13 protein-coding genes are annotated in these 19,834 nt (G+C 71.3%); 8 read left to right on the plus strand and 5 right to left on the minus strand.

All coding sequences use genetic code 11. The features are described from left to right. The first annotated feature begins 27 nt into the window (after positions 1–27). Together ACNAVT_RS18915 and smpB are read left to right on the plus strand one after the other, a co-directional pair. Positions 28–561 carry a hypothetical protein gene (locus ACNAVT_RS18915; RefSeq protein WP_416297989.1) on the plus strand — a complete coding sequence of 178 codons (534 nt, stop codon included), beginning with the start codon at positions 28–30 and terminating at the stop codon, positions 559–561. 280 nt (positions 562–841) lie between these two features. Next, a complete protein-coding gene (gene smpB, locus ACNAVT_RS18920; protein WP_416297991.1) occupies positions 842–1,327 on the plus strand; it encodes an SsrA-binding protein SmpB in 486 nt (161 codons plus the stop codon). 37 nt (positions 1,328–1,364) lie between these two features. On the opposite strand, the gene ACNAVT_RS18925 is transcribed toward smpB, so the two are convergent. Further along, positions 1,365–1,901, minus strand: coding sequence for an isochorismatase family protein (locus ACNAVT_RS18925; RefSeq protein ID WP_416297993.1), 537 nt, complete (start codon positions 1,899–1,901; stop codon positions 1,365–1,367). 105 nt (positions 1,902–2,006) lie between these two features. Between ACNAVT_RS18925 and ACNAVT_RS18930 the strand changes: the two genes are divergently transcribed. After that, positions 2,007–2,363, plus strand: a complete 357-nt coding sequence (locus ACNAVT_RS18930; RefSeq protein ID WP_416297995.1) for a hypothetical protein — start codon at positions 2,007–2,009, stop codon at positions 2,361–2,363. Positions 2,364–2,473: 110 nt separating this feature from the next. Here ACNAVT_RS18930 and ACNAVT_RS18935 read toward each other — a convergent pair whose 3' ends face one another. Then, positions 2,474–12,139, minus strand: coding sequence for a calcium-binding protein (locus ACNAVT_RS18935; RefSeq protein ID WP_416297997.1), 9,666 nt, complete (start codon positions 12,137–12,139; stop codon positions 2,474–2,476). 396 nt (positions 12,140–12,535) lie between these two features. Between ACNAVT_RS18935 and ACNAVT_RS18940 the strand changes: the two genes are divergently transcribed. Then, complete coding sequence (locus ACNAVT_RS18940) at positions 12,536–13,747, plus strand: ricin-type beta-trefoil lectin domain protein (RefSeq protein WP_416298181.1); 1,212 nt, start codon at positions 12,536–12,538, stop codon at positions 13,745–13,747. Here ACNAVT_RS18940 and ACNAVT_RS18945 read toward each other — a convergent pair. Next, positions 13,674–14,063: a toll/interleukin-1 receptor domain-containing protein gene (locus tag ACNAVT_RS18945; protein WP_416297999.1), complete on the minus strand. Its 390-nt coding sequence runs from the start codon at positions 14,061–14,063 to the stop codon at positions 13,674–13,676. The two genes, ACNAVT_RS18940 and ACNAVT_RS18945, sit on opposite strands and share 74 nt — an antisense overlap. A gap of 84 nt (positions 14,064–14,147) precedes the next feature. On the opposite strand from ACNAVT_RS18945, the gene ACNAVT_RS18950 reads away from it, so the two are divergent. Continuing rightward, entirely contained in the window at positions 14,148–15,380 is a 1,233-nt protein-coding gene (locus ACNAVT_RS18950; RefSeq protein WP_416298001.1) for an SLC13 family permease, read from the plus strand. Between the two features lie 404 nt (positions 15,381–15,784). After that, complete coding sequence (locus ACNAVT_RS18955; protein ID WP_416298003.1) at positions 15,785–16,966, plus strand: M14 family zinc carboxypeptidase; 1,182 nt, start codon at positions 15,785–15,787, stop codon at positions 16,964–16,966. 60 nt (positions 16,967–17,026) lie between these two features. On the opposite strand, the gene ACNAVT_RS18960 is transcribed toward ACNAVT_RS18955, so the two are convergent. Continuing rightward, positions 17,027–18,043 carry an NAD(P)/FAD-dependent oxidoreductase gene (locus ACNAVT_RS18960; protein ID WP_416298005.1) on the minus strand — a complete coding sequence of 339 codons (1,017 nt, stop codon included), beginning with the start codon at positions 18,041–18,043 and terminating at the stop codon, positions 17,027–17,029. A 79-nt stretch (positions 18,044–18,122) separates the two neighbouring features. On the opposite strand from ACNAVT_RS18960, the gene ACNAVT_RS18965 reads away from it, so the two are divergent. After that, complete coding sequence (locus ACNAVT_RS18965; RefSeq protein WP_416298007.1) at positions 18,123–18,725, plus strand: helix-turn-helix domain-containing protein; 603 nt, start codon at positions 18,123–18,125, stop codon at positions 18,723–18,725. Positions 18,726–18,786: 61 nt separating this feature from the next. Here the strand turns inward: ACNAVT_RS18965 and ACNAVT_RS18970 are convergent, their stop codons facing one another. Then, the gene (locus ACNAVT_RS18970) at positions 18,787–18,933 is read right to left on the minus strand and encodes a hypothetical protein (protein ID WP_416298009.1); all 147 of its coding nucleotides are present in this window, start codon (positions 18,931–18,933) and stop codon (positions 18,787–18,789) included. A gap of 202 nt (positions 18,934–19,135) precedes the next feature. On the opposite strand from ACNAVT_RS18970, the gene ACNAVT_RS18975 reads away from it, so the two are divergent. After that, on the plus strand, positions 19,136–19,822 hold the full coding sequence (locus tag ACNAVT_RS18975; protein ID WP_416298011.1) for a methyltransferase: 687 nt from the start codon (positions 19,136–19,138) through the stop codon (positions 19,820–19,822). Positions 19,823–19,834: the final 12 nt, after the last annotated feature.

Genomic DNA, 19,834 nt, shown 5'->3' on the forward strand with positions numbered 1-19,834 from the left:
GCTCGTGCGATAAATGCGGGAGGTTTCGTGCTGGCGTTGATCATCGCCTGCGAGATCGGGTTCTGGGTCCTACTCCTGCTCGGGCTCGCCGCTCGCTACCTTCTGCGCGCACGGAAGCTCAGCACCGTTCTGCTGATCTGCGTGCCGCTCGTTGACGTGCTGCTGCTCGCCGCCTCCGTCCTCGACCTGCGCGGCGGCACGGCAGCCGACACCGCCCACGGCCTCGCCGCGATCTACATCGGGGTCTCGGTTGCCTTCGGCGGTCAAATGCTCCGCTGGGCCGACGAGCGGTTCGCGCACCGGTTCGCGGGCGGGCCCAGGCCGACGCGGCTGCGGAAGACCGGACTTGAGCATGCCGCCCACGAACGACGGCAGTGGCTGCGCCATCTCCTGGCGTACGCAGTCGCCGCTGCCGTCATGGGGTTCTTCACCCTGCTCGTCGGAGACGTCAGTCGGACAGCGGCGATGTGGGGGCCGATGGGCGGGTGGGGCATCATCTTGATCATCGATTTCCTGATCTCGTTCAGTTACACGCTTGCGCCCCGCAAAGCGAAACCCTGACCGAGGACCTGGGCGGTCGCCCGGACGGCGGCTACCTGACCCGGCGTGGTCGAGCCTACGAGCGGAACGGGAGCGACTGGCATCTGTTCTCGCTGAGCTCGTTGCCGGTCACCCGTTCTCCGGCCCTGACCTTGGGCCTCGCGACCCGGACCGACTGCTTCGCGACGCCGTCGTTCGGTTTCTTGGTCGGTGACTGTCGTGTCGTGAGGGGTGGCCGAGATCCTCCCCGGGCTTCGGTCGTGGGTATCCTGCTCCGGGGCGACGGTAAGAGAGGTGGGGCGTGGCCAGGGAGAATGAGCGGAAGCTCATCGCCTCCAACAAGAAGGCGCGGCACGACTACGCCATCCTCAAGACGTACGAGGCGGGCATCGTGCTGGCCGGCACCGAGGTGAAGTCGCTGCGTGAGGGGCGGGTGTCGCTGGTCGACGCGTTCGCCCAGGAGCGCGACGGCGAGATCATGCTGTACGGCCTGCACATCGCCGAGTACGGCTACGGCACCTGGACGAACCACCAGCCCCGACGCACCCGCAAGCTGCTGCTCAACCGGGTGGAGATCGCCCGGATCCTGGAGAAGCTGCGCGAGAGCGGACTGACCCTGGTGCCGCTGTCGATGTACTTCTCGAACGGCTGGGCCAAGGTCGAGCTGGGTCTGGCCCGGGGCAAGAAGTCGTACGACAAGCGGCAGGCCCTCGCCGAACGGGACGCCAACCGGGAGATCGCCCGCGAGCTGGGCCGCCGGCTCAAGGGCCGCAGCCCCGCGCGCTGAGCCTGAAGCCACCGCTCGAGGCCCGAACCGGCCACGGTCAGCTGAGCCGGTGGAGCACCTCGTCGGCCGTGACCACCTCGCCGAAGCGCGGCAGGACCACGGTCAGCGCGTGCTCGTGCTCATGCGCGGTCACCCCGGTCATCGCGTCGGCGACGAAGACGACCTCGAATCCGTGGTCGGACGCCGCGCGTGCTGTCGACTCGACCCCCATCGTCGTCGCGATGCCGGTCATGATCACGGTGTCGACGCCGCGCTCGCGCAACCGCTCGGCCAGACCGGTGCCGTGGAACGCGCCGATGGTGCGCTTCACGACGGTGATGTCACCTGGCTGCGGCTGCATCTCCGGGACGAACCCGCTGCCGGGCGGCTGCTCGGCGACGTTCGGTCGTTCCACCCGGACCAGCACGACCGTGCCACCGGCGCAGCGGAACGCCGCCACCAGAAGGTCGGCCCGCCTGACCACGTCGGCACCCTTGTGCGGGCCCATGTCCTGCTCGACGATGCGCGGCATCAGATCCACGACGATCAGCGCGGTGCGTCCGGCGACGAGCGGCGCGGTAACGGGCGGCAGCACCCGGCGACCCTAACATGCACGACGCGTACGGAGGCCGCCGCCGAGTCGGAGCCGGAGCCGGAGCGAACCTGGCAACCGCCGGCTGGATACGCCGTCGCTGACACGGTGTCCCTGCCGAACCACCACACCTTGCGCCTCTGGACGGGGCCGTCCGGGTGGTATGTCGAGGACCTCAAATCCGGGCGGCACCTGGCGGCCGTCGGAGCCGGCGGTGGCGGCGACGAATACGGCGTCAGCGACGTCCTCAACGGGCTCGTCGGCCATCTGCCCGTCGCCGGCGCACAGGCGGTCTCGATCGAGTCGCACGGTGCCGCCGTGCGTAAGGACGTCCACGCCGGGATGTTCCTGGTTCCTGTCTCCGTCGTTCCCCTGACCGACGACGTTCTCCTCGTGACCCCACTCGACGCCACCGGGAGGCCACTCGCCGAGCAAACCGCAGTCCCGATCGCCGGCCGGGGCTGACCTTGATGCCGCTGAGGCAACGGTTTCCGTGAGGTCGCGCGGGTCCTGGCGGGCGTGGCGGAGGCGCCGGGGCCCGGCTCTTCTGCGAAGAACCGGGCCCCGGTGAGCGGTCAGTCGGTGCAGGAGGGTTCGTCGAAGTGCCCCGGGGTGCCGGGGTACGCCGGGCCCGAGCCGTGGTCCTTGTTGTCCTTCGGGTAGACGTAGGACAACTCCAGGAAGGCCGAGGTGCCGGCCGTGGTCACGTCGGACGCGTTGCGGCCCGCGCCGGTGGCCCAGGCCAGCCTGGTGAGGAAGTCCTCCATAGCCGGGCTGTGCTGGCGGACGTCGTTGAACCCGCCGTAGGCCGCGTTGCAGTGGGTGTACAGATTGTAGGCGCCGTTCCAGTCGATGAGCCGGTCGCCGTTGTTCGGCCCGTTGGCGGTGACGTCGCCCTGGAGCACGTCCCGGTCCCCGCCGCCGTAGATCCAGTCGATGCCGTGGTGGTGCTGGTTGTCGGTGACGTCGTCGTTGTCCATGTTCGTCATCTCGAACCACCGGCACGGGTCTCCCGTCCCGGACGCCGTGGTCTCCGGCCACGCCCCGGCCGCGCAGTTGCCCGGGTAGGAGCCGCGCGGACGGAAGTCCAGCAGATCGGATCCGAGCACGGCGTCAACGGCCGGGCCGCTGGTGGCACCGGCGCCGCCGAAGAGGTGGTCGACGTACTGGTCGCGGTCGCCCCGGGCGGCGGCGTTGAACACGCCGTTCACCTGGCACTGCGACTCGGCCGCGTCGAGCACCGGGTCGCAGCCCTTACCGCCCCAGAGCACATCCGAGCCTCCGGCGCCGAAGAGCTGGTCCCCGCCGCTGTCGCCGTTGGCGACGTCGTCACCGAAGCCGCCGTGGATGTTGTCCGCCCCGGCACCGCCGCGGATGAAGTCACCCGCGCCGGCAGTCAGGCCGTCGTGCGGCATGGGCGCCGAGGTGGCACCGCCGATCCAGGCGTCGCCGTCGGTGTCGTGCAGCAGGTCCACCCGCCGGTCGTAGTCGCCGGCCCGGAACCCGGTGAACGTCTCCTTCGGGGGCGATGACAGCGTCACGGTGAAGCCCAGCGCGGCCATGTCGTCGGGGTTGAGGTACTGGTTCATCACGCCGCCCCGGTCGCCGAGGATGGCGTCGGCGCCGTCGTCGCCGTAGAGGGTGTCGGTGCCGAGCTCACCGAAAAGGTCGTCGTCGCCGTCCCCGCCCCGGATCAGGTCGTCGCCGTCCTGGCCCCAGATCCCGTCGTTGCCGCCGTCGCCGTAGAGCTGGTCGTTGCCGAACGCGCCGACCGGCTCACAGGTGGGCTGGGCCGTGGTGCAGAACCGGGTGGACGGGCCCGGCAGCGCCGGGTCGTGGGTGCGGACCACCGTGGCGTCGGCCGGCACCGCACCGGTCGGGTACCGCTCGGTGTAGACCCGCTCGGCCGGCTGCCCGTCGACGGCGGTCACGGTCCGCAGCAGCGAGCCGTTGTCGCCGAGGATCACGTCGTCGCCGCCGTTGCCCTCGACCACGTCCCCGGTGTCCCGGAATCCGGCGGCCGAGCTGCCGCCGATCAGGTCGTCCTGCCCGTCCGGGGCGCCGGCCCCGACCAGCTCGGCCGCCGGCGACGGTTCGCCCGGCCAGCCCGGACCGGGCAGCGGCGTGACTGCCTGGCGGCCTGCCGCGCCGAGGGCGCTGTCGCCGCGGAGGTTGTCCGCGCCGCCGTTGCCCTCCAGGTAGTCGCCGTCACCGTCACCGGTCATCGCGTCGTCGCCGTCCTGGCCCCAGAGGGCGTCCACGCCGTCGCCGCCGCTGAGCCGGTCGCCGCCGTAGCGGTTGGCGGTGGCCGCCGCCCGGTCCAGCAGCACCACGATCCGCGGCCCGAACGGCGTGCCGTCGGCACCGAGCCGGACGGTCACCGCGGTCGGCTGCTCACCGGGGAGCGGGCGAAGCACCGCGCCGTTGTCGCCGATGATCGCGTCGGACCCGGGTCCGCCGAAGACCGCGTCCGCGGTGTCCGGCTGGCCCGTGGTGGTCGCCCCGCTTCCGTCGTACGCCGTGCTGGAGCCACCGACCAGGTCGTCGTTGCCCGCGTTGCCCTCGACCCAGTCGGAGCCGGGGCCGCCCTCGGCGTAGTCGTCACCGGCGTCGGCGTGTATCCGGTCAGGTCCGCCCTGGCCGAGGATGACGTCGTCGCCGTCGCCCCCGGAGATCAGGTCACCGCCGCTGGTGCCAGCCACCGGGCTGAACCCGAGATCGAGCAGGGTGACCTTGCGCTGCGGGACGGACCGGCCCTGGGTGACCCGGGTCGCCTCGGCGGTGGCCGGCGTGAACCGGGCGTTGTCCCCGGCGATCAGGTCGGCGTCCGCGTCGCCGAAGAGCTGGTCGCCGGCGTCCGGCCGGCCGGTGCCGGCGGCCGGCTCTTGTGAGGAGCCACCGATGATCTCGTCCCGGCCGAGGTCACCGTGGATCAGGTCGGCGCCGTTGTTGCCCTCGAGCTGGTCGTCCCCGGCGTCACCGTTGATCCGGTCGTCACCGAGGCCGCCGTACGCGATGTCGTCGCCCCCTCCGCCGGAGATCACGTCCCCGGCACCGGCACCGGGCTCGTCCCCGGCCAGGTCCAGCGGGTACGGTCCGACGTCCCCGATCCGCGAGGTGCCGTTGTCGCCGACGATGCGGTCGGCGCCGTCCTCGCCGTAGAGGAAGTCCCGGCCGTCGCTCGCGCCGGCGGTGCGTCCGCCGCCGTAGAGCACGTCGGCGTCGGGGCCGCCGAAGACCTGGTCGTCGCCCTCGTTGCCCTCGACGGTGTCCTGCCCGGCGTCGCCGTAGAGGCCGTCGTCGCCGGCGTTGCCGAAGAGCAGGTCGTCACCGTCGTCGCCGTGCAGCTGGTCGACGCCGGGGCCGCCCCAGGCCCGGTCGTTGCCGGCGCCCAGGTGCAGGATGTCGTTGCCGAGCTGGCCGCAGGCCCGGTCGTCACCGCCGCCGAGGTCGGCCCGGTCGTCGCCGCTGCCGGCGGAGACCACATCGGTCCCGGCACCGCCGAGGATCAGGTCGGCCGAGCCCTGGTCGACGGGGGTCGGCTGCGCGTCGGCGAGGCTGGCGTCGGCGCACGTCTCGGCGGGCAGGTGCCGGTCGCCGAATATGGTGGCCCCACCGTCGCCGCCGATCAGGTGGTCGCTGCCGAGGCCGCCGACCAGGAGCTTGGTCTGCGACTGCGCGCCGGCCGGCAGCGGCTGGTGGACGACCTGGCGGAACGGGCCGTACCCGTCGGTGACGCCCGGTGCCCCCACCTGCGACGGCTCGGCGATCACGTAGTCCTGCCCGGGGCCGCCGAACAGCTCGTCGGTGCCGTAGCCGCCGACCAGCACGTCGTCACCGCCGTACCCGTATAGGCGCCCGGTCTGGCCGTTGGCGGAGTGGGAGACGACCAGGTCGGTACCGGCGCTGCCGTACACGGTGTCCTGGCCGGCACCGGTGTCCACCTGGTTGATCAGTCCGACGTCGCCGCTGCCGGCCTGGTCGGCGTCGGCGGGGACGGTCGTGTCGGAGGTGTGGATGGTGTCATCGCCCCGGCCACCGTTGATGGTGTCGCCGCCGGGCCCGCCGACCAGGGTGTTCTTCCCGTTGGGCCGGTCGTCGACGAGCACGCCGAGCACGTCGTCGCCGCCGTTGCCGTAGACCCGGCTGGCGCCGTGCCCGACCGTGACGTGGTCGTCCTCACCGGAGGTGGCGGCGGTCGGGTCGGTCAGGGTCGTCCAGTCGATCAGCCCGGTGAGGGTCTTGTCGCCGACCGAGGTGTGCACCGTGGTGGCGCCCCGGTTGGTCCCGCCGAGGCCGCTGTCGCCGGCCACCACGTTGTTGCCGTCGCCGGTGGTGATGGTGTCCTTTCCAGGGCCGCCGGCGACCCGGCTCACCGTGCCGGGCGCCTCGGCGGTGACGATCACGTCGTCGCCACCGCGCCCGTCCACGTACGCCGGGCCGGTGCCGGTACGGATCTGGTCCTTGCCGTCGGAGCCGAGCACGACCGCGGTCCTGTCGAAGGCGGAGGTCTTCGTGCCGTCGCCGCTGGTGTCGCCGTCACCGAGGAACAGCACCGACATCGACGTCTTGGTGTTGTCGGCGACCTGGTAGCCGCGGCCGTCCACGACCACCCGGGTCAGGGACGGGTCGAGGAACTCCTGCTTGCGGCCGAGCGCCTCGACCGCGAACCCGTCGAAGTCGTCGCTGGCGCCCTCGGTGCCGGCGTCGGCGTAGTGCAGCGCGTACACCTTGATCACGTCACCGGCGTAGGTGCCGGCGCCGTTGTCCCAGGCCTTGTCGCCGCGCTGGTCCTTCGTGCCGAACCTGCCGGCGAAGACCACCAGGGTGTCCCCGACGGTGCCACCGAGTTCCGGTGGTGGTGGGGTGCAGTCCGGTTGGGCCCGGAAGTCGAGCAGGGTGGCGTCGACCAGGGTGAAGTCGAAGGTCTTGGAGAACAGGAACAGGTCGATGGTGATGTAGACCTTGAGGAAGACCGAGAGCTGTCCGCTGGTGGTGAACAGGCAGATCGGGTTCACCAGCAACGCCTGGAGGAACTCGCTGGTGCGGAACTTGCCGTCGTTGTTCGGGTCGTTCCAGCTGAAGCCGACGGTCAGCCGGATGCCACCCTGGATGCCCGCCTTGACGATCAGCACGCTGACCTCGGCCCCGGCAGCGATCTCGCCGCGCAGGGTGACCACCGGGACGGCCTTGCCGGTGCTGTCGGCGGTCTTGAAATACAGCCCGTCGAGCAGGCTGACCGCGTCGAGCGCGCTGCCGTCGGTCGCCGCCTCGACGGCGTGCCGGATGCCGGCGGTGTCCAGTCCGGCGATGAACCGGGCGGTGACCGAGGCGCTGCCGGAGAGGGTGACCAGCACCGGCGGCGGGGCGTAGACCGGGCCGAAGGACTGCCGCCAGCTGAAGCCGAGCGCCAGCGGACCGGAGTCGAAGCTGACCAGCTCGACGTCCTGCCCGAGCAGCAGCCCGAACAGCGAGCCCGGGTTGTCGAAGACCGGGAAGCTGAAGCCGGTCTTCTCGGCGTTGGACTTCTCCCCGGGGTTCTTCGGGGTGAACAGTTTCTCCCCGTCGTCGCCGGCGGCGGTGTCGACGGCGGCCTTCACCTCGTCGGCGGACTTCGCCTGGGTGAACGGGTCGTCCCGCTTGATCAGGCTCTCGGCGGAGGCGGGTGACACCTCGGTGGTGAGCGCCTTCGCCGGGTCGACCAGGAACTGGCCGAGCGGAATCGAGCAACCGGAGTCGCAGTCGGGTATCCGGTTCACGAAGGTGATCACCGCGCGGACGGTGTCCACGAAGTCCAGCTTCGGGCCACCGTTGAGAGTGCTGAAGGTCTTGGCGAGCCAGACCAGGGTGATGTCGGGTCCGCCGGTGGCCTTCGACAGGTCCGACAGGACCGGAATGGGTGCGTAGAGGGTGTCGATGACCGGCTGAAGCGGGCCGGTGACCGCCTTCAACTTCTCCACCACCGGCTTGAGGATCTTGTCGAAGAAGGCGCCGGCATCCAACGCGATGTCGGTGAAGGTCACCTTCAGCGGCGTGGTGACCCCGGCACCGGTCGCGGTGAGGGAGCCCTGCTTGTGCTCCAGGCCCCACGTCAGCCCGAAGCGGGCGCTGATGCCGGGCAGGGCGGAGCCGACCTCGTCGCCGGTGTTGACCACCGCCGCCAGCTTCCAGTCGATGTCGACCTTGGCGGTGAGGTCGGTGGCGAGCAGCGAGCCCAGGTCACCGAACTCGGCGAGGGTGAGCTTGGCGTCCGGGTCCGCCGTGCAGTCCGCGGTGACCGTCGGGTCGAAGCAGCTCTTCTCCCCCGACGAGCCCTTGAGGTCGATGCCGAAGTACGCCCGCACCAGCGGGTCGGCGCCCTGCTTGGTGGCGTTGACCTGAATGAATGCGAGTTGCGCGGCCAGGTCTCCGGTGGTGTCGAAGCTGCCGCCGATCTGCACCTCGGGCGTCGCGTCCCCGTCGTGGGTGGGGATGTAGAAGCCCTCGTCCCGGTCGAGGACCAGGTCCAGGTGCAGCTTCCAGCCCAGCTTGGCCTTGATGCCGTCGGCGGCGCCCTTCTTCGCCTTCAACGACAGGCCGGGGATGCCCAGGTCGAGCGGCACGTTGGCCTCGGCGCAGCCGGTCTGGCAGCCGCCGCTGGCGGACGGGTCACCCTTGGCCGAGGTGAGCTTGATCCGAACAGCCTGGAAGTCTTCCGGCTGGCACGGGGTGGCCACCGCGGTGCGACAGGTGACCTCGGCGGTGACGTTCTCGTCGACCGGCTTGAGCGCCTCCTTGAGTGCGGCGTTCAGGCCGGCGCTGTCCAGCGTGGCGTCAGCCAGCACCGGGCCGATCGCCGCCTTGACCTGCTCGCGGAGTTGCGCCACGAACCGCTGGCCCTGTTGCAGGTCGTCGCCGACCAGGGGCAGCTTGCCGTCGAAGCTGGCCAGCCGCAGCGCCTCCTCCACCTTCGCGAGGTAGCCGTCGATGCCCACGTTGAAGTCGGTGAGCTTCATGGTCAGGTTGGCGAAGCAGGAGTCCAGGTTCGGGGTGTTCGCCGTGGGCGTGAGGTCCAGGCCCATGGTGAAGGTGAGCAGGTTGGTGGCGTCGGCCGGCTCGCAGTTGTTGACGAAGAGCGGGGCGCGGGCGCAGATCGGCATGGTGGCGCCGCCGACCCCACCGCCGCAGTCGACGCCCGCGGTGCTGAACTGCGGGGTCAGCCCGAGCAGGCCGCTGATCGGGCCATCCTCGGTCAACCCGCCGAGCCCGACGCGGAGGTTGGCCTTGACGGTGGCGAAGTCCGGGTCCTTGCCGAGGTCGAGGGCGAGCGGGCCGACCCGGGCGGCCATCGCGCCGTTGGTGATCCCGCCGGAGACGGTGACGCTGGCCGAGGAGGTGTGGTCCAGGATCGGCGCGGCGTCCAGGCGCAGCGGCAGCAGCAGCCCGAGCTTGGCGTTCGCCGAGACGTCGAGCGCGAAGGTGCCGGAGCTGTCCAGGCTGATCAGGTCCTTGCCGCCGCCCCAGGCGAAGGCGAGCGGCCCGCCGGTGTGGAAGTTCCGCCTCCAGTCCAGCCCGATCCGCAGGAACGGGCCGCCCTCGCGCTGATCCACCGTGAAGCTGACCCCGCTGCCCGCGCCGATGGCGTTGTTGAGCACGTCGAGGGCGTCCTGGAGGTTGTCCGGGGGCGCGGCGAGCAGCCGGTCCAGCGCGTCGGCGAGTTCCGGCCGCAGCGCGTACGCGGTGCCGTCCGCCGGCTTCGGGGTGCCCGCCGCGTCGATCCGCAGCGTCTGCGCGTCCACCCGCTTCAGCACCCGGTACGCCTTGCTGCCGATCACCACGGTCCGCCCCTCGAGCCGGGCGTCGAAACCGGCGTCGTCCTTGCGGCTGCCGTCCTTGAGCAGGAAGTTCGCCCCGTCGGCGGCGAAGGTGACGTCCTTGCCGACGCCGCTCTCGTCCGCGCCGAGCAGCTGCCGGGCGGTGCGGCCGAGCAGCGGGATCTTCTTGTCCAGCGGTCCGCTACCGGTGTCGGCCTGGGAGAGCGCGGCGTTGACCAGCCGGAGCGCCTCGACGACGACCGCGAAGAGCGCCTTGGGGTCGTTCGGGTCGAAGTCCACGGCGAAGAGCCCGGTCAGCCCGGAGGTGTTCACCACCGGCTCTTCGCCGGCCTTCCAGCTCACGTCCACCCCGACGCCCTGCCCCAGGGCACCGGTGTCGCCGGGAACGCTGACCTTGACCCGGCCGGTGGTCTTCACCGACGCGGACGCGGCGAGGAGGGTGGCCGGCTCGGACTGCAACCGGTGGAAGAACGTGCCCAGGCTGATGTCCTGGGCCTGCTTGAACTTCACCTCCAGCATCCGCTGGCCGGCGGCGGCCGGTCCGACGGAGAGGTCGCCGCCCAGCTTGACCTTGAGAAAGCCGGCGGTCGCGTAGAAGTCGACCCCGGTGGTGATCGGGAAGTCCGCGCTGAACAGCGGCACCGCCGGGTCGGTACGCAGCAGCACCCGGTCGGCGTTGGCCGCCGGGCTGCCGAGGTCGTCGCGCAGGTCGAGGACGAGGGTGAGGGCGGCGCTGTAGCGGGGCTTCACCTTGGCGAAGCTGGCCTGGGCGTTCGCCGCCCGCAGGCCGACCTTCTTGCCGTCGTCGACCGGCTCGGTGAGCGTGCCGGCCAGTTCGACCGCGCCGATGTTCGGGTTGGAGCCGCTGATCACCCAGACGCTGTCGTCGGCCGGCAGGCCGCCGATCCAGTTCTGCGCCAGGGTGACGGAGTTGGCGGTGTTGGCCGAGATGGTGCCGGCGGAGGTGCCGGCCACCACCCGCTGCCCGACCAGCTCGCCGGGGGTGAAGCGGTTGCCGCTGACGCTGAAGCCGTTGGCGGTGAACGTGGCGCCGCGGCCGGAGAGGGACGCCGCACCCGGGTCGAGGGGCACCTCCACCGTGGACTCCCGCTCCAGCTTGACCCGGAACACCAGCTTGTCGCCGGCGAAGGAGAGGTTGTCCACGGGCAGCCCTTCGGCGGCGAGCAGCGCGAGCAACTCCTGGAGGGAGCTGAACCTCGGCTGCCCGGCCAGGGCCGGGTCGTCCTTGGCGGGATCGAACTGTGGATCGTCCGGCCGCGGGTGGACGTACTTCTTGAGGAAGTCGGTGAGCTTCTCGTTGACCTTGACCGCGTCAGCGAAGGTGCCGCGCAGGAACGGCAGGTTCAGGTTGCCCGCGGGACCGCTCTGCTGCACCCCGCTGAGCAGAGTGGCGAGCTGGGCGAGCCCGGAGGCGAGGTCGAGCGGGCTCATGTTGCGGAACTTGGCGATGGTCTCGTCCAGCCCCGTGGTGGTCACCGTCGGGCTACCGACCGAGATGTCGTTCCAGTCGACGTTCACGGTCGCCGCCACCGCCGGCAGGGCGAAGGGCGCGCCGGCCGTGGCCGCGCCGAGCTTGACCACGCCGTGCACGGAGCCCGGTCCGGGCTCGGTCTCGGTGTCGGAGATCCGCCCACCGCCGGAGCCGTCCAGCGCCACCTGCGCGAGGCCGGCGAGGGAGCCGGCCGCGCCGAGTTCGCCGGTGCCGGGCCCGGCGGGCGTGTCGAAGGCAAGCCGGCCGTCGCCGTTGGGGTCGGTGAGCGTGACTTTGAGGTGGGTACGAGCGGTGAGGGTGCTGCCCGCGGTGAGCGTGACGCCGAGGATGCCGACCGAGGCGGTGGCCTGGTCCAGGTCGGCCCGCAGCCGCGCAGCCGCGTCGATGTCGATCCGCGGGGTGTCGCCGTCGCGGACCAGGTAGGTCTCCCCGGCGGCGGTGTGCCGGGCCCGCAGGTGCAGGGTCGCCCAGCCGGTGACGCTGACCGCCTTGGCCAGGGTGACCCCGTTGACGGTCAGCTCCTTGTCGACCACCTCGCGTTTCGTGGTCAGCAACACGTCGAGCAGATGGTCGCCGCCGCTGGCGGTCACCGAGCTGCTGAGCCGGGCGCCGCCGCCGAGGTCCACGTCGTCCTTGGTCAGCCCGCTGGCCAGCGCGTCGGACGCCTTCTTGGCGAGTTTGTCCGCGTCGACCAGTGCGCCGGGGCTGACCCCGAGCAGGGGCAGTGGCTGGCCGAGCAGCCCGACCTGGGAGAGCCCACCGTCCGCCCACGTGGCGGTGCGGGACATCAGGGACTTGAGGGCGGTCTCCCACGCCTCGTCGGCGTGGGCCGGCGTCGCCGTCCACACCAGAGCCAGCGCGGCCGTCAGCACCGTCGCGATCGCCGCGGCCAGCAGCCGCCGTAGAGCCACCATGAGCCACCTCGTCCTGGGTGATGGCCGTCACCGACGGCGCGGGTCGGCGACAGCACATCGATCGGGGACGTTGCCCACAACGACTGTGTCGACATGGTGACACAGCGTCAGTCCGATCGGTTGGAACACTGGACCGGGACGGGCGAACCACTCGGTGCTCGCGGGTGGGGACTGCCGGCCGGGCAGCGTGACACCCCCGCACGCCCGACCCGGCGCTCCGTCGGATCGTCCACTTGCGCACGGGGAGCGCTCTCTTGACACCACCCCCCTTCATTCATAGCTTTAATCATATCTATTTATATGGTTTGTTTACTGTTCGGTCCGCCCTGGTCAGGCCGGGGCGGACCGACCGACCAAAGGGGAGGCACCGTGCGTAACCTCCGCAGCATCGCCGCCATGGCCCTCGCGGGCGTGGCCGTCACGGTCGCGCTCACGGCGACCACGAGCACACCCGCCGCAGCAGCGCCCGGCGCGGTCACCTGGTCCGACGATTTCAACGGGGCGGCCGGTGCGCCGCCCGACGCCAGCAAGTGGCGCTACGACATCGGCGGCAGCGGCTGGGGCAACAACGAGTTGCAGTACTACACGTCGAGCACCCGCAACGCGGCCCTCGACGGCAACGGCAATCTGGTGATCACCGCCCGCCGGGAGAACCCGTCCGGCTACTCCTGCTGGTACGGCAGCTGCCAGTACACCTCGGCCCGGCTGCTGACCGCCGGCACGTTCACGCAGGCGTACGGCCGGTTCGAGGCGAGGATCAAGATTCCCCGGGGGCAGGGGATCTGGCCCGCCTTCTGGATGCTGGGCAACGACATCGCCACCAACCCGTGGCCCAACAGCGGCGAGATCGACATCATGGAGAACATCGGCCGCGAGCCGTCCACCGTGCACGGCAGCCTGCACGGGCCGGGTTACTCCGGCGGCAACCCACTGACCGGGCAGACCTCGCTGCCCGGCGGCCAGGCCCTGGCGGACGCCTTCCACACCTACGCGGTCGACTGGGCGCCCGATTCCATCACCTGGTACCTCGACGGCGTCGCCTACTCGCGCAAGACCCCGGCGGATGCGGGCGGGAACCGCTGGGTCTTCGACCACCCGTTCTTCATGATCATGAACGTCGCGGTCGGCGGCAACTGGCCCGGCTCACCGGACGGCAGCACGGTCTTCCCGCAGACGATGGTCGTCGACTACGTCCGGGTCCAGGCCTGGGACAGCGGCGGTGGCGGCGGCACCGGCGGCCAGATCGTCGGATACGGGAACAAGTGCGTGGACGTCGCCGGCGCCAACACCGCCAACGGCACCCCGGTTCAGCTGTGGACCTGCAACGGCACCGCCGCCCAGCGGTGGAGCTGGAACTCCGACGGCTCGGTACGCGCCCTGGGCAAGTGCATGGACGTCACCGGCGGGTCGACCGCCAACGGCGCGAAGGTGCAGCTCTACGACTGCAACGGCACCGGCGCGCAGCGGTGGGTGTTCACCTCGGCCGGGGACATCGTCAACCCGCAGGCCAACAAGTGCCTGGACGCCACCGGGGTCAGCTCGGCCGACGGCACCCGGTTGCAGATCTGGGACTGCACCGGCGGGGCGAACCAGAAGTGGCGGCGCTGAGCGGAACCGCACCGGGCCCGGCCCGGTGACCGCCCGCCTGAGGGCCGGCCGGGCAACCCGGTCGGCCCTCAGAACGGGGCTTCCACCGACAGCCGGCGCACCTCCCGGACCCCCGGTCCATGAAGTCGATGAAGTTGGTGCCGGCGACGAAGTCCCACGCCTGGAGCAGGGTGCGGTAAGCGGCGGCCTCGAACTCCCACGCCAGCCAGGTCGCCCAGCGCTCGTCGGCCGGGGAGTAGCTGATGAAGAAGTCGATGGGGCGGTCGGACCTGGTCGGGTGCACGCCTACAGCCACCTGGCCATTATGGCCACTCATCGTCGATATACGACCACGGTGGACGGTGGATCCCACCGCGTCTGGCCCGGGTGGCCGGGCCACCGTGTGCGAGCATCATTCCTCGTGGAGACCACCGGCGAGCCGCCGTCGGCCGCACCGGACCGATCCCGCTGGGGCCGACTGCACGTCTTGGACTGGATCGCGATCGGGCTGGCCGCGGGCGGCGTCCTCTGCGTCCTCACCGGGCTCCTCCCCCGCGCGGACGCGGAGGCCACCGTACGCCGGATCCTGCCCGTCCTGATCTTCCTCGGCACGGTGGTGGTGCTGGCCGAGCTGACCGCGGTGGCCGGGGTTTTCGACGCGCTCGCCGCCCGGGTGGCGATCACCGCGCGGGGCAGCTTCCGCGCGCTGTTCTGGCTCTGCGTCGGATTCGCCTCGGTGACCACGATCGCGCTCAATCTCGACACCACCGCCGTCCTGCTCACCCCGGTGATGATCGCTCTGGCCCGCAGGCTCGGCGTGCCGCCGACCCCGCTGGCGATGACCACGGTCTGGCTGGCCAACACGGCGAGCCTGCTGCTGCCGGTGTCCAATTTGACCAACATCCTGGCCAGCGACCGGATCGGGCTGGCCCCGGTGCCGTGGGCGACCCGGATGTGGTGGCCGCAGCTGGTCGCCATCATGATCACCATGCTGCTGCTCTGGTGGTGGTACTGGCGGCCGGCACGGGCCGGTGCCGACCCGTTCGTGCCACCGCCGCCGCACGTACCGCCCGACCCGGTGCTCTACCGCACCGCGCTCGGGGCCTGCCTGCTGTTCGTCGCCGGAATCCTGGCCGGGGTCGAGATCGGTCTCGCCTCCGGGGTGGCCGCCGCGATCCTGGTCGCCGGGTTCGCGGTCCGCGCCCGGGGCAGCCTGAAGCTCCAGCTGATCCCCTGGCGGCTGCTGGTCTTCGTGACCGGGCTGTTCCTGGTGGTGCAGACCATCGGCCGGCACGGCCTGGACACCGTGATGGGCACGCTGATCGGCGGCGACCCGGGCGTCGAGGGCGCACTGCGGGCCGGTGGGGTCGGCGCGCTCTTCGCCAACGTGGTCAACAACCTGCCCGCGTACGTGGCCGGGGAGGCGGTCATCGCCGCCGACCACCACACCCAACTGTTGGCCCTGCTGGTGGGTACCAACGTCGGCCCGCTGGCCACCCCGTGGGCGTCGCTGGCCACCCTGATCTGGTACGAGCGCTGTCGGGCCGCCGGGGTCGCGGTCCCGCTGGGGCGGTTCGTGGCCACCAGCGCCGTCCTAGCCGCCCTGGCCACCACCGCCACCGTCGCCGCCCTGCTGGTCACCCCGTCAGCCTGACCGGCGATCGCCGGAGGCGGCCGCCCCCATCTGGGGAGCAGCCACTTCCATCGTATTCACGCTCTTGACCGGTTGTGGCGGCGTCGATAGCGTCATTGGATCTTGCCCTCATGACGGGAATCCCGGCTACGCCGCCACGCATGGCGGCCGGAGGACGGAGGTGAGCGCCGGTCTCTCTCGCCTGTCCTCGTGCATGCAACGACATGAAGGGATACGTGTGAATGCGGATCAACGAAGTTAGCCGTCGCCCCTGGCGCGCGGCGATATCGGCGGCAGCCGCGGCTTGTCTCGCCGTCACCGGACTCGCGGCCCCCGCGGCAGCCTCCACGGCCGACGCGACGGCCCAGTCGGCTCTGCCGAGTGGGAACACGACCTACCGGACGCTGGCCGACTACGAGCGCGACATGGAGACGTTGGCGCGTGAGCACCCGGATCTGGTCAAGCCGCTGACCCTCCCGTTCCCGACGTCGTCGGGCCGACTGGTCCGCGGCATCGAGATCTCCCGTGATGTGCAGGTCAACGACGGCAAGCCCGTCTTCGTCACGGTCGGTATGCATCACGGCAACGAGTGGCCGAGCGGTGAACTCGTCATGGAGTACGCCGTCGACCTGGTCAACAGCGCGTCGTCCGGCGACCCCTACGTCTCCAACCTGCTGGACCGAGCCAGGCTCGTGGTCGTACCGATCGTCAACGTGGACGGCTTCGTGCGTAATCGCCGGCAGACCGACACCAACGTCGACATGAATCGCAACTACGGGTTCGGTTGGCTGCCGATCTCGACGGGCGGCGCGGCGCCGTGGTCCGAGCCGGAGGCGCGGAACATCGAATGGCTGCTGTCGACCCGACAGGCCACCACCTTCGTCACCCAGCACACCTGCATCCAGGTTGTCCTCTACCCGCCTCTGCAGCTCGCGGCAGGATCGACCCAGGATGTGGCGCGGTTCGAGGACCTGGCGACCAGGATGGCCACGCGCTACGGCCCGGGCTACATTCCGCGCGACTCCGCCCACGACTACGAGACGACCGGGGAGGCGATCGACTGGGCCTACTTCGCGACCCGGGGCCTGGCGTTCACGGCCGAGACCTGCCCCAACAGCGGGGTCGCGAGGACGTTCCAGACCCAGGTCACGGACACGTACGTGGCGCACCGGCTCGCGATGTTCGAGGCGTTGGAGAACACCGCCGACCCGGCACAGCACGCCACCATCGAAGGCAAGGCCCCCAAGGACGCGGTGCTGCGGATCACCAAGTCCTTCGACATGTACACCCAGCCCTACTCTCAGCCAGGCGGCACGACGCGGCCGAGTGCGTTCACCACGACGCTGACGTCCGACCTGGACATCACCAAGCCGAACGGCAAGTTCCGCTGGGCGGTCAACCCCTCGTACCGGCCTGTGCCGCCGTATCAGGCCGACGGGGTGCGCCCGAACCAGACCACCTTCTACACAGAGCCGTGGATCCTGACGTGCGAACGGCCGGACGGCACGGTCCTGCAGCGGACGCCCGTGAATGTCGACCTGGGCCAGACGGTCACGGTCGATCTGCAGCAGTGCACCCGTAACTTCCACAAGAAGAACCCGGTGTAACGCAGACACCGGACATGGCGCCGGCCGGCTCCGATGTACGTCGTAGCCGGCCGGCGCCTTTCACATTCCGTGGCGGCGGTCGCCCGTCACCAGCTCGCTGATCCGCGCTTCGGACCCGGCGGAAAAAGGATCCCGGAAGGCGGCGACCGACTGTCGGGTCTCCTCGGCGACCAGATCGGCGTTGATCGCCGCCGCCGCCACGGTGCCCGCCGCCGCAGCGGCACCGACCTGGGCGGCCAGATCGGTGACGTTGCCCGCCACCCACACCCCGGGGACCTCGGTACGGCCGGTCGCGTCGGCGGGAACGTGCTCACCGGCCCCCGACGGGTGCTCCGCCGGCCGCAGTCCGAGCGCCGCGAGGAAGCCGGCGCGCGCCACCATCCGCGACGAGACCGCCAGGGCGTCGCGGCGGACCAGCCGGCCGTCGCCGAGCCGTACGCCCACGAGACGATCCTCGACGATCTCCAGCGACGCCACCTCGCCGGGCACCACCCGGACGCCTCGGGCGGCGAGCCGCTCCGCCTCCTCGCCGGAGGGCGCCGCGGTGTGGGAGAAGAAGGTGACGTCGGCGCTCCACTGCCGGAACAGCAACGCCTGGTGCACTGCCATCGGCCCGCTGGCCAGCACCCCGATGGCCCGGTCCCGGACCTCCCATCCGTGGCAGTACGGGCAATGAATCACGTCCCGCCCCCACCGGGCCCGCAGTCCGGGCACGTCCGGAACTTCGTCCACCAGCCCGGTGGTCACCAGCAGCCGGCGCGCCCGCACCGACCGGCCGTCTGTCAGCACCACCGCGAACCCGTCGTCCTCGCGCGTCGCAGCGCCGACCTCGCCGGAAACCACCTGGCCACCGTACCCGCGCACTTCCGTCCGGCCGCGCTCCAGCAGCTCGGCCGGCCGGATCCCGTCCCTGGCCAGCAGCCCCTGCACCCCGTCCGCCGGGGCGTTGCGCGGGGCGCCTGCGTCGATCACCAGCACCGACCGCCGCGCCCGGGCCAGCGTCAACGCGCCGCTCAACCCCGCGGCACCCCCGCCGATCACCACCACGTCGTAGCTCTCCCTGAGCTGCTCGGTCATCCTGACCACCTCCCAGGGCAACCATCCGGGCAGCAGGAAAGGGTGGCAAGTGTTGTTGCTGTTCTGGCAAACTTGCGGCATGGACGACGACTTCGACCAGGCACTCAACGCGGTCGGCCCCCGGCTCCGCGCGCTGCGCCAGCGGCGCAACACCACGCTGGCCGACCTGTCGGCCAGCACCGGCATCTCGGTGAGCACGCTGTCCCGGCTGGAGTCCGGCGCCCGCCGGCCAACCCTCGAACTGCTGCTTCCCCTGGCCAGGGCCCACGGCGTCACGCTCGACGAACTCGTTGACGCCCCGCCCACCGGCGACCCGCGCATTCACCTGCGCCCGGTCACCCGTCACGGCATGACCATGCTGCCGCTGACCCGCCGGGCCGGCGGCATCCAGGCGTACAAGCTGGTGCTCCCCGCCGACAGCCGCCGAAGCGAGCCCGACCCGCAGACCCACGAGGGCTACGAGTGGCTCTACGTCCTCAACGGCCGGCTGCGGCTCGTCCTCGGGGACCACGACCTGATCCTCTCCCCCGGCGAGGCGGCCGAGTTCGACACCCGCGTACCGCACTGGTTCGGCGCCGCCGACGCCGAGCCGGTCGAGTTCCTCAGCCTCTTCGGCCGGCAGGGCGAACGCGCCCACCTGCGCGCCCGTCCGGCGGCGGCGCCACGATCCGACCAGCGGTGATGACGGCCTGCAGCCACCGGCGGTGGCACCGCTACGGGCGCACGTTCCCACGGCGCAGCACCTAGGCCGGCCCGTCAGCCGGAGGCGCGCCCGCCTGCGGGTCCCGGGAGTGCGGCAACCGCGTCCCGGCCCGCCGCAGTGCGTCGGCGTACGTGCCGAGCACCGCCTCCAGTTCGTCGCTCAACTCCTGCCCATGTCTCCTTCGCACGCTACGAACTTGATGACGTGAACGATTCAGGCCGGGGCGGGCGGCATCGCGCGGGCCGGCGGTTGGTGTGAATCGTCTGCGTCATCAAGTTCGTATGCACCGCGACGTCATCTGGCTGTTTCGGGCGGCGATGGGTCCTTGAGGCCCGTCCCGCAACGCGGCGCGGCCGGCCGCTCACGCCAGGGTGTGGCAGGGTTGTCCGATGAGTACGCCACGATCCGCCGCCCTGGTCTGGGACGAGGAGTACCGGCGCGGCCGGTACCTGGACGAGCCCCCGGTCGCGTTCGTCGCCGACATCCTGGCCGTAGCTCGTCAGGAGCGGGTGGACAACGGGCTCTACGTGGGCTGCGGCAACGGGCGCAACCTGCTGCCGCTGGTGGACGGTGGGCTTGACCTGCTCGGCCTGGACATCTCGGCGGAGGCGGTTCACCAGCTCGCGGCCCGGCGACCGGACCGGGCCGGGCGGCTGCGCCACGGCGGCCTGGACTCGCTGCCGGCCGGGACGACCTGGCCGCTGGTGATCGGCATCCAGGTCTTCCAGCACGGCAACCGCGATCAGGCACACCGACAGGTCCACGCGGCCCAGCGGCGGGTCGCGCCGGGCGGGCTGATGTGCGTACGGGTCAACGCGGTCGGCACGGACGTGTGGCCGGCACACGAGGTGGTCGAGCAGGCACCCGACGGCGGCTTCACCGTGCGTTACACGGCGGGACCGAAGCGCGGTCTGGACATCCACTTCTTCAGCCGGTCCGAGCTGGGCCAGCTCTTCGAGGGATGGGAACCGGTACGTCCGCTCCAGCCGCACCGCACCGAGCGGGACACTCCCGGCACCGGCCAGTGGACGCAGTGGGAGGCCATCTGGCGGTGCCCTGCCGAGCAGGTCACCTGACCGGATGCCGAG

Origin of the sequence: Micromonospora sp. SL4-19, from assembly GCF_047921475.1 — a bacterium.
Lineage (GTDB): Bacteria > Actinomycetota > Actinomycetes > Mycobacteriales > Micromonosporaceae > Micromonospora.